19 protein-coding genes are annotated in these 23,810 nt (G+C 73.6%); 12 read left to right on the top strand and 7 right to left on the bottom strand.

Features of this window, described 5'->3' with window-relative positions:
* Positions 1 to 40 precede the first annotated feature (40 nt).
* From IEZ07_RS16540 to IEZ07_RS16530, 3 genes are all read right to left on the bottom strand, one after another.
* The gene (locus IEZ07_RS16540) at positions 41 to 700 is read right to left on the bottom strand and encodes a chromosomal replication initiator protein DnaA (protein ID WP_191895566.1); all 660 of its coding nucleotides are present in this window, start codon (positions 698 to 700) and stop codon (positions 41 to 43) included.
* 160 nt (positions 701 to 860) lie between these two features.
* Positions 861 to 3,302 carry a helicase-associated domain-containing protein gene (locus IEZ07_RS16535; RefSeq protein WP_191895565.1) on the bottom strand — a complete coding sequence of 814 codons (2,442 nt, stop codon included), beginning with the start codon at positions 3,300 to 3,302 and terminating at the stop codon, positions 861 to 863.
* 85 nt (positions 3,303 to 3,387) lie between these two features.
* Complete coding sequence (locus IEZ07_RS16530) at positions 3,388 to 4,011, bottom strand: TetR/AcrR family transcriptional regulator (protein WP_191895564.1); 624 nt, start codon at positions 4,009 to 4,011, stop codon at positions 3,388 to 3,390.
* Positions 4,012 to 4,258: 247 nt separating this feature from the next.
* Here IEZ07_RS16530 and IEZ07_RS16525 point away from each other — a divergent pair, with 247 nt between their 5' ends.
* Together IEZ07_RS16525 and IEZ07_RS16520 are read left to right on the top strand one after the other, a co-directional pair.
* Positions 4,259 to 4,876, top strand: a complete 618-nt coding sequence (locus IEZ07_RS16525) for an HAD family hydrolase (protein WP_191895563.1) — start codon at positions 4,259 to 4,261, stop codon at positions 4,874 to 4,876.
* Between the two features lie 89 nt (positions 4,877 to 4,965).
* Positions 4,966 to 5,364, top strand: coding sequence for a cold-shock protein (locus IEZ07_RS16520; RefSeq protein WP_191895562.1), 399 nt, complete (start codon positions 4,966 to 4,968; stop codon positions 5,362 to 5,364).
* 183 nt (positions 5,365 to 5,547) lie between these two features.
* Here IEZ07_RS16520 and IEZ07_RS16515 read toward each other — a convergent pair whose 3' ends face one another.
* Positions 5,548 to 7,233 (bottom strand): MFS transporter, encoded by a 1,686-nt coding sequence (locus tag IEZ07_RS16515; protein WP_239320171.1) that lies wholly within the window; start codon positions 7,231 to 7,233, stop codon positions 5,548 to 5,550.
* Positions 7,234 to 7,534: 301 nt separating this feature from the next.
* Between IEZ07_RS16515 and IEZ07_RS16510 the strand changes: the two genes are divergently transcribed.
* Together IEZ07_RS16510 and IEZ07_RS16505 are read left to right on the top strand one after the other, a co-directional pair.
* Entirely contained in the window at positions 7,535 to 8,365 is an 831-nt protein-coding gene (locus IEZ07_RS16510) for a DUF3027 domain-containing protein (RefSeq protein WP_068902068.1), read from the top strand.
* A 191-nt stretch (positions 8,366 to 8,556) separates the two neighbouring features.
* A complete protein-coding gene (locus IEZ07_RS16505; protein WP_191895560.1) occupies positions 8,557 to 11,895 on the top strand; it encodes a sacsin N-terminal ATP-binding-like domain-containing protein in 3,339 nt (1,112 codons plus the stop codon).
* Positions 11,896 to 12,062: 167 nt separating this feature from the next.
* Here IEZ07_RS16505 and IEZ07_RS16500 read toward each other — a convergent pair whose 3' ends face one another.
* Positions 12,063 to 12,404, bottom strand: a complete 342-nt coding sequence (locus tag IEZ07_RS16500) for a DUF2530 domain-containing protein (protein ID WP_239320173.1) — start codon at positions 12,402 to 12,404, stop codon at positions 12,063 to 12,065.
* A 157-nt stretch (positions 12,405 to 12,561) separates the two neighbouring features.
* Between IEZ07_RS16500 and IEZ07_RS16495 the strand changes: the two genes are divergently transcribed.
* The 6 genes from IEZ07_RS16495 to thpR all read left to right on the top strand — a co-directional run bounded on the left by IEZ07_RS16495 (position 12,562) and on the right by thpR (position 18,382).
* Positions 12,562 to 13,995, top strand: a complete 1,434-nt coding sequence (locus tag IEZ07_RS16495; RefSeq protein ID WP_191895559.1) for an NCS2 family permease — start codon at positions 12,562 to 12,564, stop codon at positions 13,993 to 13,995.
* Between the two features lie 896 nt (positions 13,996 to 14,891).
* A complete protein-coding gene (locus IEZ07_RS16490) occupies positions 14,892 to 15,329 on the top strand; it encodes an SSI family serine proteinase inhibitor (RefSeq protein WP_191895558.1) in 438 nt (145 codons plus the stop codon).
* 286 nt (positions 15,330 to 15,615) lie between these two features.
* The gene (locus IEZ07_RS16485) at positions 15,616 to 15,813 is read left to right on the top strand and encodes a hypothetical protein (protein ID WP_191895557.1); all 198 of its coding nucleotides are present in this window, start codon (positions 15,616 to 15,618) and stop codon (positions 15,811 to 15,813) included.
* Between the two features lie 127 nt (positions 15,814 to 15,940).
* A complete protein-coding gene (locus tag IEZ07_RS16480) occupies positions 15,941 to 16,402 on the top strand; it encodes a MarR family winged helix-turn-helix transcriptional regulator (protein WP_068902081.1) in 462 nt (153 codons plus the stop codon).
* A 53-nt stretch (positions 16,403 to 16,455) separates the two neighbouring features.
* Complete coding sequence (locus IEZ07_RS16475; RefSeq protein ID WP_307729023.1) at positions 16,456 to 17,745, top strand: MFS transporter; 1,290 nt, start codon at positions 16,456 to 16,458, stop codon at positions 17,743 to 17,745.
* Positions 17,702 to 18,382 carry an RNA 2',3'-cyclic phosphodiesterase gene (gene thpR / locus IEZ07_RS16470; protein ID WP_191895556.1) on the top strand — a complete coding sequence of 227 codons (681 nt, stop codon included), beginning with the start codon at positions 17,702 to 17,704 and terminating at the stop codon, positions 18,380 to 18,382. The genes IEZ07_RS16475 and thpR overlap by 44 nt, the downstream gene beginning before the upstream one ends.
* 122 nt (positions 18,383 to 18,504) lie before the next feature.
* Here thpR and IEZ07_RS16465 read toward each other — a convergent pair whose 3' ends face one another.
* Positions 18,505 to 19,473 (bottom strand): aldo/keto reductase, encoded by a 969-nt coding sequence (locus tag IEZ07_RS16465; protein ID WP_068902085.1) that lies wholly within the window; start codon positions 19,471 to 19,473, stop codon positions 18,505 to 18,507.
* A 300-nt stretch (positions 19,474 to 19,773) separates the two neighbouring features.
* Positions 19,774 to 21,447 (bottom strand): methyl-accepting chemotaxis protein, encoded by a 1,674-nt coding sequence (locus tag IEZ07_RS16460; RefSeq protein ID WP_204054429.1) that lies wholly within the window; start codon positions 21,445 to 21,447, stop codon positions 19,774 to 19,776.
* Between the two features lie 610 nt (positions 21,448 to 22,057).
* On the opposite strand from IEZ07_RS16460, the gene IEZ07_RS16455 reads away from it, so the two are divergent.
* Positions 22,058 to 22,741, top strand: coding sequence for a neutral zinc metallopeptidase (locus tag IEZ07_RS16455; RefSeq protein WP_239320176.1), 684 nt, complete (start codon positions 22,058 to 22,060; stop codon positions 22,739 to 22,741).
* A gap of 103 nt (positions 22,742 to 22,844) precedes the next feature.
* Positions 22,845 to 23,810 (top strand): serine hydrolase domain-containing protein, encoded by a 966-nt coding sequence (locus tag IEZ07_RS16450; protein ID WP_191895554.1) that lies wholly within the window; start codon positions 22,845 to 22,847, stop codon positions 23,808 to 23,810.

Below are 23,810 nucleotides of genomic sequence, written 5' to 3'. Positions count from 1 at the left end.
CAACGCCGGATGACGCCCCCGCAGTCCCGAAACGGCCGGACTAGGCTCCGGCGGCCGTGGCGAACAGGGCGACCAGACCCAGCAGGAGCAGCCCGAAGTTGGCGCCGATGCCGATCCAGGTCCACTTGAGCAGCTTCCTGGCGTAGGCGGTGTCGGTCTCGACCCTGCCGAGCGCGATCCCCGACAGGATCGTTCCGATGATGCCGCCGAGGCTGATGAAACAGCTCATCGCCAGCGTGATGCTGATGACGAGCGCGACGATCGCGTGCGTCCTGACGCCGTCGACGTTCTGCTGCGGCCGGGGGCCGTACGGGCCGCCGTAACCCGGGGAGGCGTAGCCCTGGGCCCCGTAGCCGGGGTCGTACGCCGTGGCCCCGTAACCCTGAGCCCCGTAACCTTGAGCCCCGTAACCCTGAGTCGCGTAGTCCTGAGCTCCGTAGTCCTGGGCCCCGTAACCCGGGTCGTACGCCTGGGAGCCGTGGCCCGGGTCGTAGCCGGGGGAGCCGTACGCCTGGGAGCCGTGGCCCTGCCCATGGGCGGTCTGGCCGTAGGGGTCGTAGGGCGTGCCGTGGCCCTGCCGGTGCGGGTCGTGACCGGAGGGCTGCCCGCCGTACCCCGAGGTCCGGCCGGGGCCCGTGCTGTAGGGGCTCTTCCAGTCGTCCGGGTTCGGACTGGGGCCTTCGGGGGTGCCACTGCTCACGGGGGAACTCGCCTCACCTCTAAGAACGGTCTACGTCAACAGATATCACGACCCGGACGGAACGGTCACAAAGATGCCGGGACGGACACCTGCCCCCCGCCGGGGGCGGGGTCCGGATCGAGGCCGGGCGGCGGGTCGCGGCCCGGCGCCCGGACCCGGCCTACGGCTGGATGTCGGCCACCCCGGTGATGCGGTGCAGGGCGAAGCGGTGGACCGCGGCCCGGGTCTCGTCGTAGGCGGTGAGGTAGCCGCCCTCCATGCGGGCGGGTTCGAGGATGCGGCTGGTGGCGTTGCCTTGCGAGTCGAGGTAGCCGATCCAGACCTGCGACCCCTGCCGGATGGCCTCGCGCAGGGCGCCGATCGTGGCGGTCGCGGGGGAGCGGGGCACCTGCCCGTCGGGGGCGGCCGCGGGCTTGCGGCGGGCCCGGTGGGCGGCGTCCCCGGCCCGCACCGCGCGGACGGCGGCCGTGATCACCTCGGCGTCCGGGCCGACGGCCGTGACCGGGGCACGGAGCTGCGGCGGGCCCTCGGTCCTGCGCACGTCCAGCCGGGTGATGATCACGTCACCCTCCAGGGACTCGGCCACCGGGGCGTAACCCATCGCGCGCAGCGAGTCGACCAGGGTCGCCCGGGCGGTCTTGGACGCGATCACGGTGGGCGCCAGGCGGCGCAACCGCAGCGGGGCGGCGCGCCGGTCGGCCATCACCTCGTCGAGCGCGGAGGGGTCGTCGCAGCGGATGTAGGAGCTGGCCGTGCCGACCCGCATGCGGCCGTGGCGGCGGGCCACGTCGGTGACCAGGTAGCTGAGCGGCTGCGGGACCGGCGTGGTCGAGTGCCGCTCCAGCATGGCCAGCATCTCGTCGGCGCCCTGCCCGGCGTCCAGCGCCCGCCGGATCGAGTGCTCGCCGAACCGGTAGACCGTCGCGCCGCCGGTGGACTCCACGTCGGCGGCGAGCGCCAGCCAGCGGCCCAGCTCGCCGGTGAGCGGGCCGGGCGCCACCGCGGTCAGGTCGGCCTGGAGCAGCACGTGGTCGAGCGGCACGGGCAGCAGCGGGGCCAGCAGCCCGGCGGCCGCTCCCGCGCCGGTCCCCGTCCCGGCGACCGCCCCCGGGCCGGTCTCGGCCCGCCTCGGGGCGTCGCCGCCGGCCTGGGCGGGCAGCAGGGCGCGGCCGTGTCGGGCGAGGGCGCCGAGACCGGTGACCCCGATCTGCTCGGCCTCGCGCAGGGTGAACTCCACCAGCCGGTCGCGGTGGGGGCCGCGGCGGCGCGGCTGCTCCCAGGCCAGGCGCTCCCGGACCGAGTCGAGGGTCGGCGCCAGCGGCGCGGTCGCGGCGTCCCCGGCCGCGGCCAGGACGCCGAGCACGGCCGCGCGGACCTCCGGCGCGGCGGCGCGGCGCAGATCGGGGTGGAGCGCGTTGAGCAGCCGGTCACGCTCGTCGCGGTCACCGATCACCCCCGGCACGCGGTCCGTGGCGAGCCAGGTCGACGCCAGCGTTACCCAGCGCTCCTCGGTGGCGCGCACCCGCCAGCCGTCGTAGACGGGGGTGGGCATCCAGTCGCCGTCGACCGCGCCGCTCGCCGCCACCAGGCCGGCGGCGTGCGCCACCTCGATGACCAGGCCGGCCGCCCAGTCGGGCAGGTCGAGCAGGGCCGCGGCGCGCTTCAGGTCGCGCACGGCCAGGCCCCCGCCGCGGAGCACGCCGGGGGGCTCGGCGCTCCACCGCTCGCAGAGCTCCTCCACCGCGCGGGTGAACGCGAACGCCTGCCCGGCGGCCGTCCGGTCGGTGAGATCGCGCTTGCGCTCGGCGCCCTCCAGCGGCGGCGGGACGGGGCGGAGATTACGGTGGACCCGGTCGCCGCGGAGGAACAGCCCGACCTCGCGCGGCAGCACGACGGACTCCTCCCCGGTCGCGCAGAGCAGCGCCCGGGCGAGCAGCTGCTCGATCGGCGACAGGGCGGTGGCGGCCCGCACCTCGCGGCGGGCGTTGGCCACCCGGCCGCTGGCCGGGCCCCAGGCGAGCTCGTCGAGGGCGGACCGGGCCTGCGGGGAGACCTCTCCGACCAGCCGGGCGACGACCTCCGGATCGGCCAGCAGCGTGCCGAGGGCCTCCGCGGTGTCGCCGCTCCCGCCGAGGTCCTCGACCAGCTCGGCCAGGCGCTCCCGGTGGTAGTGCCGGAACGCCTCCCGGGCCGGCGGGCCCAGGCCCGCGGGGCCGTCCAGGACCTCCCGCACGCCGGGGGCCGGGGCCAGGGCGCGGTCGGGCCCGTAGACCAGGGCCAGCGTCCGCAGCCGGTCGACGGTCTCCCTGAACCTGGCCTCGAAGACGGAGTCCGCCGGTCCGGCCAGCGCGCGGGCCAGTCTGGCGCGGAGCGGCCGGTAGGAGACCGGGGAGGGGAGCACGGCGAGCGTCTCCACGACCGCGAAGGTGAAGCGGTCGAGCCGGTCGAGCACCCGGCCGACCGCCGACGGGCTGCTCGCCCGCCCCGCCAGCCCCTCGACGTGGGCGGGGACGGGGGTGATGAGTTCGGGGCGCAGGGCGACGAGCTCCCGCAGCTGCTCGTCGCTCCGGCCGCGCAGCCACTTGGTGAACTCCGTGCTCATTCCCACCATGCTAGGAGTCCTCACCGACAACGCGCGGACCGGTACGGGCCCGAGGCGCGGGCCTGCACGGAACCGGCGGCCGGGTCTAGCCGATCGCCTGCACGGCGGGACTCGGCATGAGGCCGAGCGCGAGCCGTACCCAGGAGTCGACGAAGCGGTCCTTCTCGGCGCGGCCGGGGGGCTCGCCCACGGTCTCCTGGAACAGGCGGTAGTGGATGACCGCGCCGCCCAGCACCGCTCCGATCGCGGGCCAGTCGAGGTCGGCCCCGGCGTACTCGGGCTGGGCCCGGAACCACGTGGTGATCGCGTCGAACATGGGCTGCAGCAGGCCCTCGCGCACCACCGCGACCAGCTCGGGGAACTGGCTGAGGTCGCGGAAGAAGACGCGCGTCAGCTCGCTCTCCTCGCGCACCTTGGCCAGTCCCGACCGGCACAGGTGGGCCAGGCGCTCCTCGATGGGCAGGTCCGCCTCGACGGTGCTCATCTCGGCCAGGGTCTCGGCGATCTGCGTGCTGGTCCGGGCGGCGTGCTCGTTCATCGCCGCGGCGAGCACCTCGTACTTCGACTTGAAGTGCCGGTAGAGCCCTCCGGCGCCGGGGGACAGCCCGGAGGCGGCCTCGATCTCGGCGACCGAGGTCGCCGAGTAGCCCCGTTCGGCGAACAGGCGCAGGGCCTCGTCGATGATCCGCTCGCGCGTCGATCTGGTCATTTGTCTGCCGATACCTCCGTCATGACCCTATCCAGTCGCGGCCCGTCAGGGTGCGGCTCACCGGACGAGACCGGCGGGCCCGGGTGCGCCGGCGCGCACCGGCGGACGCGTCGGCCGGGGGAGTAAGCGACTCCTTTCGTAAAGGGTTCCACAGCGGCCGCCGCGGCGTACAGCGAGGGGCCCGGCCGTGCGGGACGGCGGAGACCGGATTACCTGTGGGTTGCCCTGCTTTGGCATGCTGCGGGGCATGCACTCGGTGGGATTCGACCTGGACATGACGCTCGCGGACACCCGGGCGGGGATCGCCGCCGTCTACGACGAGCTGTCGCTGCGGATCGGGGTGCCCATCGACAGCGCCGCGGTGGTCGCGCGGCTGGGGCCCCCGCTGGAGCTGGAGCTGGCCAACTGGCTCCCGGCGGACGAGATCCCCGCCGCCGCCGCGATCTTCCGCTCCCTCTACCCCTCGATCGCCGTCCCCGCCACCACCCCGCTGCCCGGCGCCCGGGAGGCCGTCACGGCCGTACGGCGCGCGGGCGGCCGGATCGTCGTGGTCACCGGCAAGAACGCCGGGGACGCGGTGCGGACCGTGGAGTTCCTCGGCCTGGACGTCGACGAGGTCGCCGGCTCGGTGTTCGGCGCGGCCAAGGGCCCGGCCCTCGCGGCGTTCGGCGCGGGCGCCTACGTCGGGGACCACGTCGCCGACATCGAGGCGGCGCGGGCGGGAGGCGCCGTCAGCGTGGCGGTGGCGACGGGCCCCTACCGGGCGGGGGAACTGCGCGAGTACGGAGCCGACGTCGTGCTGGGCGATCTGACGGAGTTTGCCGGGTGGTTCGACGGGTGGCGGAGCGCCGCCGCGGTCGGTTGATTCGTCCCTTTTTACACGGTCGCTCTGAGCGGCCTATGGGCATAACCTACTTCCATCCCCTACACCACAGTCTGAACGAGGTCACCCCTGTGCCGAGTGGCAAGGTCAAGTGGTACGACGCCGACAAGGGTTTCGGCTTCCTCACCCGCGACGACGGCGGTGAGGTCTTCGTGCATTCCTCCGCGCTGCCCGGCGGCGTGGACTCCCTCAAACCGGGCCAGAAGGTCGAGTTCGGAGTGGCCGAAGGGCGCCGCGGCCAGCAGGCGCTCTCGGTCCGGGTGATCGACCAGCCTCCGGCACTCGACAGGAGCGCCAAACCGAAGGGCAAGCGCAAGAAGCCCGACGAGATGGTGGTCATCGTCGAGGACCTGATCAAGCTCCTCGACGCGGTCTCCACGTCCTACCAGCGGGGCAAGCACCCGGACGCCGCGCACGCCAAGAAGATCGCGACCGTGCTCCGCGCGGTGGCCGACGACCTGGACGTCTGACCCGCTCCCCGTCCGGGCGCCGACGGGATCCTCCGGCCCGGGTCCGCAGGTGGAGGACGTCCTCGGCACCCGCCCCGGGCTTCCGGGCGGGGAGGTCCGGAGGGGACCCGGGCCTTCGCCGCCCGCCCCAGCCCTCGGGCGGGGAGGTCCGGCGGGGATCCGGGCCTTGGCCGGCCGCCCGGCTCAGCCGTGAGGGTTGGTCAGGGGTTTGGTCCGCTGCTCGGTGGGCGGTTCGCCGCGCCGTACGACCGCGGTGGTGGTCCCCGCGGGTGGCTTCCGCGGGCGGGCCGGCCCGGCTTCGCGCCGGGTGGCGTCCGGGCCGGACGGCGGGGCCGCGGGCTCGGGGCCGGACTCCTCCTCCGGATCGCCGTGGCCCGCCGGGCCGTGCGGTGAGTCCGGGGCGGCGGCACGGGCGGCCCGCGCCCGCGCGTCCCTGGCCCGGATGCGCGCGCGCCGCCGCACGACCAGCCAGCCGAGCGAACCGGCCAGCACCGCGGCCATCGCCGCCAGCCCGCCGGGCCCCGCGGCGAACAGCGAGAGCAGCAGCCCGATCAGCCCGCCGACCACCCAGGAGATCTGCAGGAACGCCTCGACCACGCCGAAGGTGGACGAGCGGATCTCCTCGCCGATCTCGCGCTGCACGATCGCGTCCAGCGCGAGCTTGCCCAGCCCCTGGGAGAAGGCGGCCGCCAGCGCGACGGCCACCGCGGTCCACAGGCCGAACGCCACGGCCGCCACGACCGTGACCGCTCCCGACAGCGCGAGCGTGGCCAGCACGATGACCTGCGGGGAGTGGCTCCGCGCCCACGAGGCCACCCCGGCCCCGGCCAGGCCCCCCGCGCCGGCGGCCAGGGCCAGCACGCCGATCGCCGCCGCCGGGGGCATACCGGGCAGCTTCTTCTCCTGGACCAGGAAGAGCAGGTAGAACAGCAGGAATCCGGAGTGGAACCGGATCGCCACGTTGGCCAGCATCGACTCGGCGACCACCGGGCCGACGTTGAGCATGGTCCGCCAGCGCGGCGGGCGCTCCTCGCCCTCCTGCAGCTCGTCGAGGTCGGGGGAGTCGACGTGACGGGGGAGCCGTACGGCCAGCACGCCCTGGAGCAGGAAGAGCACCGTCGCCGCGCGCAGCACCCACTCGGCGCCGAGCCAGGCGCTGACCCCCGCGCCGACGGGCACCGCGACCCCCGCCGAGACCAGGGCGAACAGGGCGACCCGGGCGTTGGCGGTGACCAGCGCGATGTCGGCGGGCAGCACGCTCGGCATGATCGCGGCCCGGGAGACGTTGTAGGCCTTGGAGAGCACCAGCACGGCCAGCGCCGCGGGGAAGATGGTGAAGACGTCGCCGGGGACGACCGCCGCGGCCATGGCGAAGCAGAGCAGCCCCCGGCCGAACAGCGTGCCGGCCATGACGAAGCGGCGGCCGGAGCGGAACCGGTCGAGGACCGGGCCGACGAACGGCGCGACCACCACGAACGGGATCATGGTGATCAGCAGGTAGAGCGCGACCTGGCCCCGGGCCTCGTTGACCGGGAGCTTGAACAGCGTGCCGGCCAGCGCCGCGGTGACCAGCGCGTCGCCCGCGCTGTGCGCGGCCGTGAGCTCGATCAGCTGGCCCAGTCCGGTGCGGCCCGCCCCCTGGGCGTGGGTCAGCCGGCGCGCCGCCCTGCCGACCCCCAGGGTCGCGTCCGCCGCGCCGCGCCCGGCGCGCGCGGTCGCCCGGCCTGTGCCCCGGGCCGCCCGCGCAGTCACCCGGCCCGTATCCCGGGCCGCCCGCGCGGTCGCCCGGCCCGCCCGCACGGCGGCGCGGCCGAAGCGGCGGGAGGCCTCCCCCGCCGTCCGCCGTGCCCGTTCCCAGTCCGCTGCCACGCCTCCAGTCATACCCGACGGCCGGCCGCGCTGTCCGACGCGGCACGTCGGACGGGGAGGCCGGCCGGTGCGCGGAGGAGGGGCGGCGCCGGCCGGTACGGGGAGGAGGGGCGGCGCCGGCCGGTACGGGGAGGAGGGGCGGCGCCGGCCGGTACGGGGAGGAGGGGCGGCGCCGGCCGGTACGGGGAGGAGGGGCGGGGCGGCTCCGGTGATCATTCGATATCGGGACGGGCCATCACATATGGGGGCGTCAGTCGGTACGCGGTGCCGTTCGCTCCGGGCATAGGCGAGAATGAATTACGTGACCCGTACTCGATCTCGCGCTGTAGCTCTCGACCAGGCCTGCGTCGCCGCCGTCGATCTGGCCCGCTCCGCGATCGAGGAGAACGTCAGACCGGATCAGATCGGCGAGCACCTGGGGGTCGAGGGCGAGGGCGACCGGGTGGTCACCCACTATTTCGCCTGCCTGGACCGCGCCTACCGGGGCTGGCGCTGGGCCGTCACCGTCGCGCGGGCCTCGCGGGCCCGCAACGTCACGGTCAGCGAGGTCGTGCTGCTGCCCGGTCCCGGCGCTCTCCTGGCCCCGCAGTGGGTGCCGTGGAGCGAGCGGCTGCGCCCCGGCGACCTCGGTGTGGGCGACCTGCTGCCCACCGGTGAGGACGACGACCGGCTCGCTCCCGGCTTCACCGCCACCGGTGACGAGACCGGCGGCGAGATCGACCACCAGATGATCTTCGAGTACGGCCTCGGCCGGGCCCGGGTGCTCTCCCCGATCGGCCGCGACCTCGCGGTGCGGCGCTGGCACTCCGGCGAGGCCGGCCCGCACACCCCGATCGCCCACGCGGCTCCCGCCCAGTGCTCCACCTGCGGGTTCTACTGGCCGCTGGCCGGTGCGCTGCGCACCGGCTTCGGCGTCTGCGCCAACGAGTACGCTCCCGACGACGGCCGCGTGGTCGCCGCCGACCACGGCTGCGGCGCGCACTCCGAGGCCACCGTGGTGCCGCACCAGGTGGTGCCCACCTCGCCGATCCTCGACGACCACCTCTACGACGTCGAGGAGGAGGCGGGAGAGGCCGACCTGGCCGGTTCCGTGGACGACGGCTCCTCCGACGAGCCTCTGGGCCACTCCTGACCTGACCGATCCGACACCGTTCCACGGACCGCCGGGTCGCCCTCCGTCCCGATCCGCCGGGTCGTCTCCCGTCCCGGGCCGCCTTCCGCCCCGGGACGCCGGGTCGCCTTCCGTCCCGATCCGCCGGGTCGCCTTCCGTCCCGGTCGCCGCCACAGCGGCGACCGGGGCCCTGACCTCTGGGAACATCGCTGTGACTGACATCTTCGGCACCGATCGCCTGCGCTCCGCCGTGCTCGCGGCGTGGACCGCCTCGCCTGCGCGCTTCCGCGAGGACGCCAACGCGGAGGAGGACTTCGCCCTCGGCGGCTACCGCGACCGGCTGATCGTCGAGCTGGCCCAGAACGCCGCGGACGCCGCGCTCCGCGCCGGAGTGCCGGGACGGCTCCGGCTGTCGCTGCGCGAGGGCGTGCTCTCCGCGGCCAACACCGGCGCCCCGATCGACGCCGCCGGGATCGAGGGGCTGTCGACGCTGCGCGTCTCCGCCAAGCGCGGCGAGTCCGGCGCGGCGGGCCGGTTCGGCGTCGGCTTCGCGGCCGTGGTCTCGGTCTGCGACGAGCCGGTGATCGGCTCTCTCGGGACCGGGGTGGTCCGCTGGTCCCGCGAGCAGACCGCCGCGCTGGTGGCCGCCGAGCCCGCGCTGGCCGCCGAGCTCGGCGAGCGCGGCGGGCACGTGCCGCTGCTGCGCCTGCCGTTCCCCGCGGGTCCGGTGGAGATCCCCGCCGGGTTCGACACGCTGGTACGGCTCCCGCTGCGCGACGGGGCGGCGGTGGAGGCCGTACGGCGGATGCTCCACCAGGCCGGTCCCGCGCTGCTGCTCGGGCTGCCCGCGCTGGAGACGATCGAGATCGACGTGGACGGCGAGATCCGGACGATCGTCCCCGACGGCTGGCGGGTCGTCTCGGCCTCCGGGCAGTTCGCCCCCGAGCAGGTGGCCGGGCTCTTCGCCGACCGGCCGACCGAGGAGCGGGCCCGGCCGTACTGGACGGTCCGCTGGGCCGTACCGGTCTCCCCGGAGGACGGCCCGGCCGGGGCCGAGCCCCGGCCGCTGCCGGAGCGGGTGCCGCCCGTGGTGCACGCGCCGACGCCGAGCGACGAGCCGCTGGACCTGCCCGCGCTGCTGATCGCGTCCTTCCCGATGGCCACCGACCGGCGGCACGTGGCCATGGGGCCGCTGGCGGAGTTCCTGGTCGAGCGCGCCGCGGAGCTCTACGTGGAGCTGCTGTCGGGCCTGCCCCGGACGCCGAAGCTGCTCGACCTCGTCCCCGGCCTGATGGGCAAGGGCGAGCTCGACGCCCGGATCCGCCAGGCGATCCTGCGCCTGCTCCCGGACGCCCCGCTGCTGCCCGCGCTCTCCCCGCCCGCCGACGCCCGGGAGGCGGCCGGACGCGTCACCGGCCCCGGTGCCACCGGCTCTGGCACCACCGGCCCCGGTTCCGCCGGTTCCGGTGATGCGGCCGGCGGCGGTTCCGCCGGTTCCGGTGGCGCGGCTGGCGGCGGTTCCGCCGGTTCCGGTGGCGCGTCCGGCGGTCCCGGCGGCGGGCTCGTCGTGTCCGGCCGGCAGGCGAGCGTGGTGGCGGCCTCCGGCGAGCTGCTGGAGCGGATCGCCGCGGCGGTGCCCGGCCTGCTGCCCGCCGGCTGGCCGGTCCGGCATCCCGCGATCACCACGCTCGGCGTGAAGCGGGTCGAGCTCGCCGACGTCGTGGACCTGCTGGCCGGCGACCTGTCGGGCGAGGCCGCCGCCGACCGGGACCCGGCCTGGTGGCGCTCGCTGTACGAGGTGCTGCCCGCCGACGACCTGGAGGCGCTCGGCGCGCTGCCGGTCCCGCTCTCCGACGGCCGCCTGGTCCGCGGCCCGCGCGGCACGCTGGTGCTGACCGAGCGCGGCGCCCTGGACCCGGACGTGCTCGCCCCGCTCGGGCTCCGCGTGGTCCACCCGGACGCCGCCCACCCGCTGCTGCTGCGCCTCGGCGCCGCCGAGGCGACGCCGCGCACGGTCCTGGAGGACCCGCTCACCCGCCGGGCCGTCTCCGAGTCCCTGGAGAGCGCCGACCCCGAGCCGGTGGCCCAGGCCGTGCTCGCCCTGGTCGACGCCGCCGGGCTGGCCGCCGGGGAGGCCCCGTGGCTGGCCGACCTGGCGCTGCGCGGCGCCGACGGCGAGCTCTACCCGGCGGGCGAGCTGCTGCTGGCCGACGGTTCGCTGGCCGGGCTGCTGGACACCGAGACCCACTTCGGCACGGCCGCGCCGGAGCTGGTCGAGCGGTACGGCCCGCGGGTGCTGGCCGCGGCGGGGGTGCTCGACGGCTTCGCGGTCGTCAACGACACCGACGTGATGATCGACCCGGACGACTGCGACCACGACCTCGACCGCGAGGACGAGTGGCTGGAGGCCGTTCTCGACCTGCTGCCGGAACTGGACGTCCCCCCGGTCGCCAGGGAGTTCTCCGCCGTCCGCGACCTGGAGTACGTCGCCGACTGGCCCTCCGCCCTGGCGCTGCTCTCACGCCCGCCGCTGCGGGCGGTCCTGCACCCGCTGCGCGTCGTGGCCGCGGGCGAGGTCGTGGAGGTGCCGTCCTACACCTCGTGGTGGCTGTCCACCCACCCGGTGCTCGGCGGCAGGCGTCCCACCCAGCTGCGCCTGCCGGGCGGCGACCCGCTCCTGTTCGGCCTGTACGGCGACGCCCCGCCCGCGGCCGACCCGGCGGCCCTGGCGATGATCGGCGTGCGGACCACGCTGGCCGACCTGCTCGCCTCGCACGGCGGCCCCGACGAGCTCCTCGACCTGCTCGCCGATCCCTCCGTCGAGGTGGACCGCGTCCAGCTCCGGGCGCTGTGGGTGGCCCTGGCCGCCGTCGACCCGGCCCGCGTCGCGCCCCCGCGGGCGGTCCGCGCGGTCCTCGGCGGCGAGATCGTCGTCGCCGACGTCGAGGACGGCCGCCTGCTGTCCGGCGGCCCCGGTGCCGGCCCGGCGGCCGGCTCAGCGGCCGAGGCGGGTTCCGGTTCGGGACCGGTGTCCGGTCCGGGTGCCGGCTCGGGCTCCGACTCCGGCTCGGGCACGGGTTCCAGTGCCGGGACGGATGGGGTGGAGGCGGGCGAGCCGGTCGTGGTCGAGGCACCCGACCTGCTCCCGCTGGTCGCCGACCGGCCGCTGATCCTGGCCCCGTTCGACCTGGCCGAGGCGCTTTCGGAACTGCTCGACCTGCCGCTGGCGGGCGAGGAGGCGGCCGGCGAGGTGACCTCCTCGGGCGAGGTCCGGCAGGTCCCGCCCGCGGTGCGGTCGCTGCTGCCCACCGCTCCGGCGACCTACGTGGAGCACGAGAAACTGCTCGTGGACGGCGTCCCCGCGGCCTGGCGGTTCTTCGAGGGCACGGTGCACGCCTCCGGCGTGGAGGGCCTGGCGCGCGGGCTCGCGTGGGCGTCGGGCCAGTGGGGCGACCGGCTCGCGGTCGCCGCGCTGCTGCGCGACCCCGCCGCGGTGCCGCTGCTGCTCGCCGAGGCCGACCTGGACAGTTGGACCGCCTCGACCACGTGACGGGCGAACGGAGACGGAAGGGCACCGCCGGTGCCCTTCCGTCTCCGTCCTGTCTCCGCTCAGCTCGCCCCGTCTGCCGATGAACCCTTCGGCCGACCGTCCCCTATGTAGATTCGTTCTACCTAAATCCGATCTACATAGAAACAGGGAAGGGGCCGGGCTCCGCCTCAGCCGTTGACGGGCCGGTTGGGGTCCTCGGCGGTGCCGGTGGGCTCCCGGCCGGGGACGGGCGGCACGTGGGAGGCGGGCGGGACGGCCGTGGCGGGTTCGAGGGGCTCCTCTCCGGCGGGCAGCGGCGCAGGGTGGTGGCGGGGCCGGACGTACCAGAGGCCGAACACGCCGAGGCCCAGACCCGACACGCAGGTCCAGATCCACCAGCGGTCCTCCGGGTCCAGTCCGAGCAGCAGGAGCACGACCAGGGCGACCGCCCACAGGACCATGCCCATGAGGATCGTGGCCGTGTCGTTGGTCTTCAACGGCTGGAGATCCTGACGGCGAGGCTGGTTCACGTGCTCCAGCGTAGGCGACGGCTTCTCACTATCCGCAAAACGGGCGCGGTGAAGGCGCGGATCGGTTGCGATCCCATCACCATCGCGACCGGGACCTTCCTCGGCGAGGGACGCGATGTCACGCTGAACGTCCGTGAGTGATACCAAAACAAGCTCAATGAGCTCTCTTGACCGTTTCTTCCACATCTCTGCTCGCGGTTCCACGGTGGGGCGGGAGGTCCGCGGCGGTCTCGCGACCTTCTTCACGATGGCCTACATCGTGGTGCTCAACCCGCTGATCATCGCCACGGCCAAGGACGCCGAGGGCCAGTACATCGCCGACGCGGCCTCCGCGCCGATCCCCCTGGTCGCCGCCGGCACCGCCTTCGTCGCCGGTGTGCTGAGCATCCTGATGGGCGTGGTCGGCAAGGTGCCGTTCGCGATGGCGGCGGGCCTCGGCCTGAACGCCTTCGTCACGTACGGCATCGCCACGCAGATGTCGTGGGAGTCGGCGATGGGCCTGGTCTTCCTGGAGGGTGTGATCATCGCCCTGCTGGTGCTGACCGGCTTCCGCACCGCGGTGTTCAACGCCATCCCGGCCCAGCTCAAGACCGCGATCAGCGTCGGCATCGGCCTGTTCATCGCGCTGATCGGCTTCGTGGACGCCGGTTTCGTCCGCAGCGGGTCCGGCGTGCCGGTGGACCTCGGCATCGGCGGCAAGCTGACCAGCTGGCCGATGGTCGTGTTCGTGGTCGGCGTGCTGCTGATCGCCGTGCTGGTGGCCCGGAAGGTGAAGGGCGCGATCCTGATCGGCATCGTCGCCACCACGATCCTCGCGATCGTCGTCGAGGCGCTGGTCAAGGCCGGTGGCGCCGGCACGCCGGACGCGCCGAACCCGCAGGGCTGGCGGCTCAACGTCCCCGCCCTGCCCGAGCGGGTCTTCGGCTTCGAGAACCCGCTCCGGCTCTTCACCGAGTTCGACCCCTTCGGGGCGTTCGCCTCGGTCTCGGTCACCCTGGCGGTGCTGCTCGTCTTCACTCTCCTGATCACCGACTTCTTCGACACCATGGGCACCGTCGTCGGCGTCGGCGCGCAGGCCGGCCTGGTCGGGGAGGACGGCTCGCTGCCCCGCACCCGGGAGATCCTGCTCGTCGACTCGATCGGCGCGGCGGCCGGAGGTGCCGGCTCCGTCTCCTCCAACACCACCTACGTCGAGTCGGCCGCGGGCGTCGGCGAGGGCGCGCGCACCGGCCTGGCCAGCGTGGTCACCGGGGTGCTCTTCCTCCTGGCGATCTTCCTCTCGCCGCTGGTCGGGGTCGTCCCCCACGAGGCCGCCGCCCCCGCGCTGGTCATCGTCGGCTTCCTGATGATGACGGCGATCCGCGAGATCGACTTCACCGACTACGAGATCGCCATCCCGGCCTTCCTGGTGATCGTGCTCATGCCGTTCACCTACTCCATCGCCAACGGCATCGGCGCCGGATTCCTCGCCTTCGTGCTGATCAAGGCCGTGAAGGGCAAGGCGCGCGAGGTCCATCCGCTGATGTGGCTCGTCGCGGCGCTGTTCGTGGTCTACTTCGCGCGCGGCGCGATCGAGGGCCTGCTCGCCTGAGCGGTCCTTGAACGGCTCAGGACCGCTCAGGGCGGAGGGCGACCCTGGGCGGGCCGGGCCGGTGCGGGGCGGGCTCACCCGGTCGCGGGCTCCGGCGGCGTACGGCCGGCGAGCAGTTCGGCTCCCAGGGCCAGGCCGAGCGCGGTGACGACCCCTTCGGGCCAGTAGATGTGGCTGCCCACGCGACCCTCGTCCAGAGGCCGTCCATGCCGCGCAGGAGGAGCAGCAGGGACCCGGCCGGCAGGAGCACCAGGTGCAGGGTCACCCAGTGCCCGGCGGTCTCCTGCGTCAGGTGGTGCGGGTGCAGCAGGCCCGCCAGGGCGGCACGGAGGGGACGATCGCCACGGCGGCCACGCGGAGCACGGTCCGGCGCGCGGGGGGCCGCCGTCCAGGGGACGGACGCGGACCGGTGTGCGGGGGCCGCCTCCCGGCGGGCGGACGCGGGCCGGTGGAGGGGGGTCACGGGCGGGCCCCGGCGGGTGCGGATGTCGGCATGTGAGGGATCTTCGCGGCGGCCGGGCCGTGCGCGCTTCGGACGAACCGCCGACCGGTCCGCTACGACTTCGGTCGGCGGCGGGTGCACCCTTCGTCGGTGCGGCGTACGCCTCCGGTCGCGGCGGACGGCCGCGGAACCCCAGCGCCGGGGGGAAATCTTTGTCCGTTCAATGGATAAGCGGGTTCACCGGCCGGGTAAGTATGTGGCCGATTGAGGACGGGGACCGAGGTTGCCCGGGAGATATTCTCGCCCTAATATCGCAGGGCGAAAGGATTTGCGGCCGACCGCCGGAGAATTCTGGAGCATCGATATCCGTTCCCGGCGGGGCGCCGATTCATCGGCCCGCCGCCTCGCCGTGCCGAACACCGCAGAACGCGGTGGATATTCAAGGGAGACGTTCATGCGAATCCGGCCGTCCGCTCACGTCCGTGCCAGGCGGCTGGCCGCGGCCTCCGCGGCGGGTCTGGCGGGCCTGGCGGTGCTGCTCGGCGCCGCCCCGGCCTCGGCCGGCGCGCCCGCGGCGGACGGGCCCACCGGCTCCTATCTCCTGGAGGTGGCCCGGGAGGACGGTTCGGCGCCGACCAGGACGGCGACGCTGACCTGCGGTCCCGACGGCGGCACGCATCCCCGCGCGGTCGCAGCCTGTGATCGGCTCCGCCGGGCCGGCGGCCGGGTGGAGGACGTTCCCGAGCGCCCGGGGGCGTGCACGCTGGAGTACGCACCGGTCCGCGTCACCGCCACCGGGACGTGGCAGGGGCGGCGTTACCGCTACGCCGAGACCCATCCGAACCGGTGCGCGGCGATACGCGCCACCGGAGGCGTCCTCTTCGCTTTCTGATCCGCCGTTCAGTGGAATGTTTTTCCGGTCGGCAGGTGAAAGCATTTTCCGGATGATCGCCTGTTGGATTTCCCTGGGCGGCCGTTATCCGGGCCCGGGTGATTCGCCCGGCCGCCGGCACCGATTCGCCGGTGGATTCGCATCGGCGGATGTCCGCTCCCTTGATATCCGGAGTCCGCGCCGGAAAGGATCGCAGAGGCTCGGGGCGCACCCGCGGACGAACGGGCGCCCCGGCGCCTCGGCCGATCGCACCCGCCCGCTCCTCCCCACCGTTTGGAGACGACGCATGCAGCCCATCTACCACGAGCAGCCCGTCCAGGACGCGGCCCGCCTGCTGCACGACGCCGTGGACCGGGCGGTCCACGGCAGGCCGGGCGCCGACGCCCTGGCGCTGGCGGGGGTCGGCCTGGCCCTGGTGGATCTGGCGACGGAGTTGAGGGCCGCGCGGGAGGGCTCCGAGCGGGACGCCGGTCGCACGCCCTGACGGGGGAGCGGGGCCGGCCCGGGTTGGGGATCCCGGTCGTGTCTGAGACTCTGACGGCCCACGGGAATAAAACCCGGTCCGGAGGGAATGAGATGCGATCAGACATCGTTAGCAAGGGCAATGACTTATGCTAACGAACCCACCAAGGAAGGACCCCGTCGCGAACCTGCGCAGCGACGCCGGTCTGGCCTCGGCGCTGCGCGTGTCGCTGGCGCGCCTGACCCGGCGCCTGCGCAGGCAGGCCGGAAGCCACTCGCTGACCCCCACCCAGGTCGCGACGCTCGTCGCCGTGGAACGGCATTCCGGGATAACCCCCGGCGAATTGGCCGAGCACGAGAAGGTGCAACCGCCCTCGATGACCCGCGTGATCGCCGCGTTGGAAGAGCGGGGGCTGGTGTCGCGCACACCGCACCCGACCGACCGGCGGCAGGTGACCGTGACCGTGACCGAGGCCGGCTCGGCCCTGCTGAAGGAGGAGCGCCGCCGCAGGGACGCCTGGCTGACCCAGCGGTTGAAGGAGCTCACCCCCGAGGAGAGGGCGGTGCTCCGGCAGGCGGCACCGATTCTGGAGAAGCTCAGCCGGATCTAGCCGAGCCTGAGGAACCTCGCGCCTCGGCCGCCTCCGCAGCGGCCGGGGCGCCGGTGGCCGGGGCGCGCGCCGTACCCGGGGACGCCGGCGCGCGGGGCGCGATGTTCCGCTCGCTGCGCAACCGCAACTACCGGTTGTTCGCGATCGGCGGCGTGGTCTCCAACGTCGGCGGATGGATGCAGCGCACCGCGCAGGACCTGCTGGTGCTGGACCTGACGAACGGCAGCGCCACCGCCCTGGGCGTGGCCACCGCGCTGCAGTTCCTGCCGATGCTGCTGTTCGGCCTCTGGGGCGGGATGCTCGCCGACCGCTATCCCAAGCGGCGGGTGCTGCTCGTCGCCCAGTCGCTCATGGGCCTGCTGGCGCTGACCATGGGCGTGCTCACCGTGACCGGTGCCGTGCGGGAGTGGCACGTCTACGTCATGGCCTTCGCACTGGGGCTCATCGCCTGCGTCGAGGTGCCGACCCGGCAGTCGTTCGTGGTCGAGATGGTCGGCCGCAAGGACCTGCCCAACGCGATCGCGCTCAACGCCTCCAGCTTCAACCTGGCCCGCGTGGTCGGCCCGGCGGTCGCGGGTCTGCTGATCCACATGCTCGGCGGCACCGGCCCGATCTTCCTGGTCAACGCGCTCTCGTTCCTCGCCGTGCTCGGCGGCCTGCTGCTGATGCGCGCCTCGGAGCTGACGACCCCCGACCCGGTGCCCCGGGTCAAGGGCCAGCTCCGCGAGGGCCTGCGCTACGTGCTGGAGCGGCCGGACCTGCTGATGCCGATCCTGATGATCGCCTTCGTGTCGATGTTCACGCAGTCGTTCTCGATGTCCATCGCGCTGATGGCCCGCGAGGTCTTCGCCGCGGGCCCCTCCTCCTTCGGCCTGGCCTCCAGCATGTTCGCGGTGGGCGCGCTGGGCGGCGCGCTCATGGCGGCCCGGCGCACGAAGCCGAGCCGGAGACTGCTGGTCGGCGGCGCGATCTCGTTCGGCCTGTTCCAGGTCGCCGCCGGTCTGGCCCCCGGATACCCCGTCTACCTGCTCCTGCTCGTCCCCACCGGGGTCGCGCTGATCACGGTCAACACGACCGCCAACGCCGGTGTGCAGCTCGCCGCCGCGCCGGAGATGCGCGGCCGGGTGATGGGCCTGTACGTGCTGGTGTTCACCGGCGGCGCCCCGGTCGGCGCGCCGCTGCTCGGCTGGGTCTCCGACCTGGGAGGCCCGCGCACGGGTGTCGTGATCGGCGGGGCGCTCACCCTGATCGGCGTCGGCGCGGCGATAATGCTGACGAAGGCGATCGGCAGGAGGACGCATGCGGCTGTTCGTGGCGTTGCTGCCGCCGCGGCCGGTGCGTGATGAGCTCGCCCGCGCGCTCGCGCCCCACCGGGAGCACTGGCCCCAGCTGCGCTGGGCCGATCCGGACAACTGGCATCTGACGCTGGCGTTCCTGGGCGAGGTGGCCGAGGAGCTCCTGCCCGCGCTCCAGACCCGCCTCGCCCGCGCCGCGTCGAGGTACGAGCCGATGACGCTGGCGTTCGCCGGCGCGGGCGCGTTCCCCTCGGCCCGGCGGGCCCGGGTCTTCTGGGCCGGGCTGCGCGGAGGCGAGACGCCGCAGGGGGGCGGCGGGCCGTACGGCGGTGCGCCGCACGAAGACGGTGGGTCGTACGGGGGCGCCGGGCCGCACGGAGACGGTGGGCCGCACGGCGGCCGCCCCGGGATCGTCCGCCTCGCCGACTCCGTCGGTGCGGCGGCGCGGCGCGAGGGCATCGCGGTGGACGAGCGGCGGTTCCGGCCGCACCTGACCCTGGCCAGGGCCAAGATCAGGGGCGATGTCGATCTGCGTCCGCTGGTCGGAGCCCTGGAACCGTTCGCCGGCAGCGCGTGGGAGGCGGACACCGTGCACCTGATGAGAAGCCACCTGGGCGGCCGGGTCCGCTACGAGACGGTCGAGAGATGGCCGCTCGTGGCACGGGCATCCCGTGGGCAGGACTAGGCTCCAGGGCGTGGATCGTCCCCGTCGCTGGCTGCTGCCCACGGTGCTCGCACTGCTCGTGCTCCTCGTGGTGGTCGGAGCCCTCGTCTCCTAGCGCGGCGCCCTCCCGAGCGGAGCGCCCGCTACCAGGCGTACTCCTCGGGGGCGGTCTTGAAGCCCGGGAAGATCTCGTCGAGGCGGGCCAGGGCCTTCTCGTCGAGCGTGACCTCCAGGGCCTTGACGGTCCCGTCGAGCTGCTCCAGCGTGCGCGGGCCGATGATCGGCGCGGTGACGGCCCGCTGGTGGAGCAGCCACGCCAGGCCGACGTTGGCGGGGTCCTCGCCGAGCTCGTCGCAGAACGCCTCGTACCGCTCGATCTTGTCGCGGTGCTTGTCCAGCTCCTTGACGATGTTCTCCGAGGCCGAGCGGCCCTTGTCGATCTTCCGGAGGACGCCGCCGAGCAGGCCGCCCGCGAGCGGGCTCCACGGGATCAGTCCGAGACCGTAGTCCTCGCAGGCCGGGACGACCTCGAGCTCGGCGGCCCGGACCAGCAGGTTGTAGTGGGACTGCTCGGAGACCAGACCCACCGTGCCCCGGCGGCGGGCCTCCTCCTGGGCCTTGGCGATGTGCCAGCCCGCGAAATTGGACGACCCGACGTACAGGATCTTGCCCTGCTGCTTGAGGATGTCCATGGCCTCCCAGAACTCCTCGAACGGGGTGTTCCGGTCGACGTGGTGCGCCTGGTAGAGGTCGATGTAGTCGGTCTGCATGCGCTTCAGCGAGGCGTCGCAGGCGCGGCGGATGTTGAGCGCCGAGAGCCGGTCCTCGTTGGGCCAGTCGCCCATCCCGCCGTAGAGCTTCGTGGCGATGACCGTCTTCTCCCGGCGGCCGCCGCCCTGGGCGAACCAGCGCCCGATGATGTTCTCGGTGATGCCCTCGCCCTTCTTCCACCCGTAGACGTTGGCGGTGTCGAAGAAGTTGATCCCCAGCTCGTGGGCGTGGTCCATGATCGCGAAGGAGTCTTCCTCCGTGGTCACGGGGCCGAAGTTCATGGTGCCGAGGCACAGGCGGCTGACCTTCAGGCCGGTACGGCCAAGCTGCGTGTAATCCATGCGTTCCACATTAGGGACCTGGAGCGCGCTCCAGGCGAGTGCCTTTTCCGGAGACGCCGGATGTCCCGATGCTCCGCGGCGGCCGGATACTTCGCTTCCAGGGCGTCGATGACCCAGGTGCGCTGGGGTGCGCACCGTCTCGGCGGCCGGCCGCGCGAAGGCGGTGCGCACCAGCGTGGCCACCCATCGGGCAGCGGTGAGCGAAGTGGGCCTCACCCGCAGAGACGGTGGTGATGGCGGCCCGCAGAGTGCCATCACCACCGTCCGTCACGTTGTTGATCGAGTCCGGGTGCCACCGGTTCAGTATCGGTAGTGTCCGATCACCGCCTGCAGATCACTGCCCATCCGGGCCAGTTCGGCCGTGGCGCGTTTGGCTTCGTCGATACCGCCGGCCGCGTTCTGGGCGGCCTCGGCCACTCCGGCGATGTTGGTCGCGATGTCGCCGGTTCCGGTTGCGGCCTCGGTGACGCTGCGGTTGATCTCGTTGGTCGTGGCGGTCTGCTCCTCGACCGCGCTGGCGATGGTGGTCTGGTAGTCGTTGATCTTGCCGATCACCTCGGTGATCTGTGCGATCGCCTCGACGGAACCCCGGCTGTCGCTTTGCAGGGTCGCGATCCGGCCGGCGATGTTCTCGGTGGCCTTGGCGGTCTCCTGGGCCAGGTCCTTGACCTCGGAGGCGACCACGGCGAAACCCTTGCCGGCATCCCCGGCGCGGGCGGCCTCGATGGTGGCGTTCAGGGCCAAAAGGTTGGTCTGCTCGGCGATCGAGGTGATGACCTTGATGACGTCACCGATCTCCTGCGACGACTCGCCCAGCTTGCTCATGGTCTGGTTGGTCTGCTCGGCGATCGCGACGGCGTCGTTGACGACCCGGGCGGCCTCGTTGGCGTTCTGTGAGATCTCCCGGATCGACATGCCCATCTGCTCAGCCGCCGCGGCCACGGTCTGGACGTTGTGCGCCACCTGCTCAGCCGTACTGCTGACGACGGCGGCCCGACCGCTCGCCCGATCGGCGCTGTCGGCCACCAGCTCGCTGGTGGCCGACAGTTCCTGCGAGGAGGAAGCCAGCGTGTCGGCGCTGTCGGCGACGGTGCGGACCAGATCACGTTTGCGCGCCAGCTCGTCGTTGAACGCCTCCGCCAGTGCGGACAGCTCCCGGGTACCGGCGGGGGCGAGCTGGAAGGTCAGGTCGTTGTGATCACGGCTACGCAAGGAGGCGGTGTAGGCGACGATGACGCCGCCGACCTTCGTCTGCAGCAGGAACAGCACCGCACCCATCGCGACGGGCAGCAGCACGGCCAGCCCGATCAACAGCCGGATCGAGGTGTCGGTCGTGCTGCTGGCCTCTTCGACGGCCTGTGCCGCGCGGTCGTTGAGCAGCTTCTGGAATTCGTCCATCGGGCCGGTGATGACCGCCTTGTCGGCGGCGTAGGTGGCGTCGAACATGATGGTGCGTGCGACCTCGAGCTTGCGGGCCGGGCTGAGCGCCTCATCGGCCGCATCGAGCTCGGTCTGCGCGATGGCCGGTGGCATATCGGCCGAAGCCGTCCCGGAGGCTTCCAGAACCAGGCGCTGAGACCGGGACTCGGTATCGACCAGCGCGTCGGAATTGGCTTTGGCCTGGTCGACGAGCGCGAGCTCCTCCTGACTGGCGCCCAGCTGCTTGAGCCGGGCCAGGGCGGTATCGCGCGTCCTGGTGACGGTGATCTCGTTCCAGTAGTTGTCCAGGTGTGCGCGGTCGGCGGTGACCGCGTACATGCGTGCCTCGTCGGTGAGACGGTCCGAGGCGGACTGCAGCTGCAGACCCAGAGTCCTGAACTGGGTCTGCCGGTCATAGGCGGCTTTTTCCGCCGCCACAGCGGAGCTGACGAGCATCACCGCAAGCACCAGCAGTCCGGTGAACAGTACAAGGGTTCCGATGGCCGCTTTATTGATGGTCGACTGCCGCAGGCGTCGGCTTTGGCTGGTGAACACGCTGGTGCTCCTTCCCTCTGGCTTTCCACCCGGGCTCGGATGTCTCTTTGGATATCGGCCACCGGCGGCACCGCCGGAGGTATTCGGTGGCAGAGCGAGGGTGGGAAATCCGGTGCTCACGCCGCTGTCCACTCCCCTGCCGGTGCGCGGCGCCGGTCGTGGCAGGCCCGTGCCCGTCGAAGGCCGATCCGGTCGCGCCGGGCTCGAGATGGACGCGCACGAACGGGCGCGGTGGTTCGGCGAGGTCGCCTGCGGCTACGACCACGACGAGTACCGCCGCTTGCGCATCCGCCGGGAGAGTTCGCACCGACATGAACGAGGCCTCCATTGGGCCGACCGCATCGATCATCTGCAGGTGACGTCTGACCCGCTGATCGTTCTGTTGGGAGTTGTAGGCTGTCCGGCCATGCGCCTCCTCCCGTCCGGTGCCGGTTCCCTCCGGCCCCTCCGGCGCCCGGCCGTCCTCGTCCGGTGGGTCCTGCCCGCCGCCGTGTGCCTCGCCGTCCTGCCGCCGGGGGCCGCACAGGCCGCGCCAGGGGCCGTGCAGGCCGCATCGGGGGCCGTGCATGCCGAGGCGCCCGCAGGACGTCCGGCCGCGGAGAACGCGCCGGTGCGGAACCCGTTCGCGGGGACCGGCAGGCTGGCGGCCACGTCGTGCCCGGAGCCGCCCATCACCGAGGGCGGGATCCCGCGGACACGCGAGTACCTCGCGGCGGCCGTGAAGTGCCTGGACCGGGCATGGTCCGCGCATTTCTCCCGGGCCGGGCTGAGGTTCCGCGCACCCGCCGTGCGCTTCCACGAGGAGCTCCCGGAGTACGTGTGCGGGGTGAGGAACCCCCACGTGGACGCCCTCTACTGCATCGAGCGGGCCACGCTGGTGTTCCCGCTCACCGGCATGTGGATCGAGGACCGGACCGACCTGTACCCCCTGCGGACGGCGGCCCACGAGTACGGCCACCACCTGCAGAGCCTCACCGGCATCAGGCGCGCCTACGAGACCCGGGCCCAGCGCCGCGGAGTCCCCGAGGCCGAGCGCGAACGGCTCAGGCGCCGCTACGAACTGCAGGCGGACTGCCTGGCGGGCGTGTTCCTGGGCGGCGTGCGGCACTCGCTGGCGCGCACCGGGCGGGACTGGGAGGCGCTGTCCGACACGCTCCGGGCCAGGGGCGACGACCCCGGGTACCGCACCCACGGCACCGGCGCGAACCGGGTCCGCTGGTTCGAGCGCGGTCTCGGCACGGTCTCCCCGGCCGCCTGCGACACCTGGAGCGCCCCGCCGTCCCGGGTCTCCTGATCCGGGACGCGATGTCCCGGGGCGGTCGGACACGGCCGGTCACCCTCTCCGGCCCGCGACCGCGTGCGTGGCGCCGGGGTGGCGAAAAGGCTAGAAAAGGATCATGACTGCTGACGCGCTCGCCGACCGTCTCGCCCGCGCCGCCGACCGGGGCAGGGTGCCGGACCTCCACGGTGTCGTCGCCGTCCACCGCGGCGAGGTGGTCCTGGAGCACTACGGCGAGGGCGAGGACTTCCGGCTGAACGAGCCCCTCGGCCACGTGCGCTTCACCCCGGACACCCTCCACGACGTCCGCTCGGTCACCAAGAGCGTCGTCGGCCTGCTGTACGGCATCGCCCTGGGTGAGGGCCGGGTGCCGGAGCCCGGAGAGCCGCTGCTGCGGCACTTCCCCGAATACCCCGACCTCGCCGGGGATCCCCGCCGCGCCGCACTGACCGTCGAGCACGCGCTCACCATGACGCTCGGCCTGGAGTGGAACGAGGACGTGCCCTACACGAGCCCGGCCAACAGTGAGATCGCGATGGAGTTCGCCCCCGACCGCTTCCGTTACATCCTGGAGCGGCCGATCGTGGACGAGCCGGGCGTGCGGCGCTCCTACAGCGGCGGGGCCACGGCGCTGGTGGCGCGGCTCGTCGAGAAGGGCACGGGGTCGGCGCTGGAGGACTACGCGCGGACCAGGCTGTTCGAGCCGCTGGGGATCGGGCGCTTCGAGTGGACGACGGGCACGGACGGCAGGGCCCTGGCGGCCGCCGGGCTGCGGCTCACGCCCCGCGACCTTCTCGCGATCGGGCGGCTCGTGCTGGAACGGGGCGCCGGCATCGTGCCGGAGTCCTGGCTGGAGACGGCGCTCAGCCCGCACGTGCGGATCGACGAGGACTCCTGCTACGGCTACCAGTGGTACGTGGGCGACAGCTGGACGGCCGCGTTCGGCAACGGCGGCCAGCGCATCCACGTGGTGCCCGCGCTGGACCTCGTCGTCGCCGTCACCGCGGGGCGGTACAACCTGCCCGACCAGTCGACCGCCGCGGTCGTGGTCGACGAGGTGGTCCTGGCGGGGATCGGCGGCTGA

The organism is Planomonospora parontospora (assembly GCA_014647935.1).
GTDB classification, from domain to species: domain Bacteria; phylum Actinomycetota; class Actinomycetes; order Streptosporangiales; family Streptosporangiaceae; genus Planomonospora; species Planomonospora parontospora.
Note: the sequence above shows the minus strand (reverse complement) of the source record. Positions and strands in the feature narration are given on the sequence as shown.

Excerpts from the sequence above, each read along its gene's own strand:
- IEZ07_RS16495 (WP_191895559.1), top strand. The coding sequence starts at position 12,562 with ATGAGCTCTCTTGACCGTTTCTTCCACATCTCTGCTCGCGGTTCCACG.
- IEZ07_RS16480 (WP_068902081.1), top strand. The coding sequence starts at position 15,941 with ATGCTAACGAACCCACCAAGGAAGGACCCCGTCGCGAACCTGCGCAGC.
- IEZ07_RS16530 (WP_191895564.1), bottom strand. The coding sequence starts at position 4,011 with ATGACCAGATCGACGCGCGAGCGGATCATCGACGAGGCCCTGCGCCTG.
- IEZ07_RS16525 (WP_191895563.1), top strand. The coding sequence starts at position 4,259 with ATGCACTCGGTGGGATTCGACCTGGACATGACGCTCGCGGACACCCGG.
- IEZ07_RS16535 (WP_191895565.1), bottom strand. The coding sequence starts at position 3,302 with ATGAGCACGGAGTTCACCAAGTGGCTGCGCGGCCGGAGCGACGAGCAG.
- thpR (WP_191895556.1), top strand. The coding sequence starts at position 17,702 with ATGCGGCTGTTCGTGGCGTTGCTGCCGCCGCGGCCGGTGCGTGATGAG.
- IEZ07_RS16450 (WP_191895554.1), top strand. The coding sequence starts at position 22,845 with ATGACTGCTGACGCGCTCGCCGACCGTCTCGCCCGCGCCGCCGACCGG.
- IEZ07_RS16485 (WP_191895557.1), top strand. The coding sequence starts at position 15,616 with ATGCAGCCCATCTACCACGAGCAGCCCGTCCAGGACGCGGCCCGCCTG.
- IEZ07_RS16465 (WP_068902085.1), bottom strand. The coding sequence starts at position 19,473 with ATGGATTACACGCAGCTTGGCCGTACCGGCCTGAAGGTCAGCCGCCTG.
- IEZ07_RS16490 (WP_191895558.1), top strand. The coding sequence starts at position 14,892 with ATGCGAATCCGGCCGTCCGCTCACGTCCGTGCCAGGCGGCTGGCCGCG.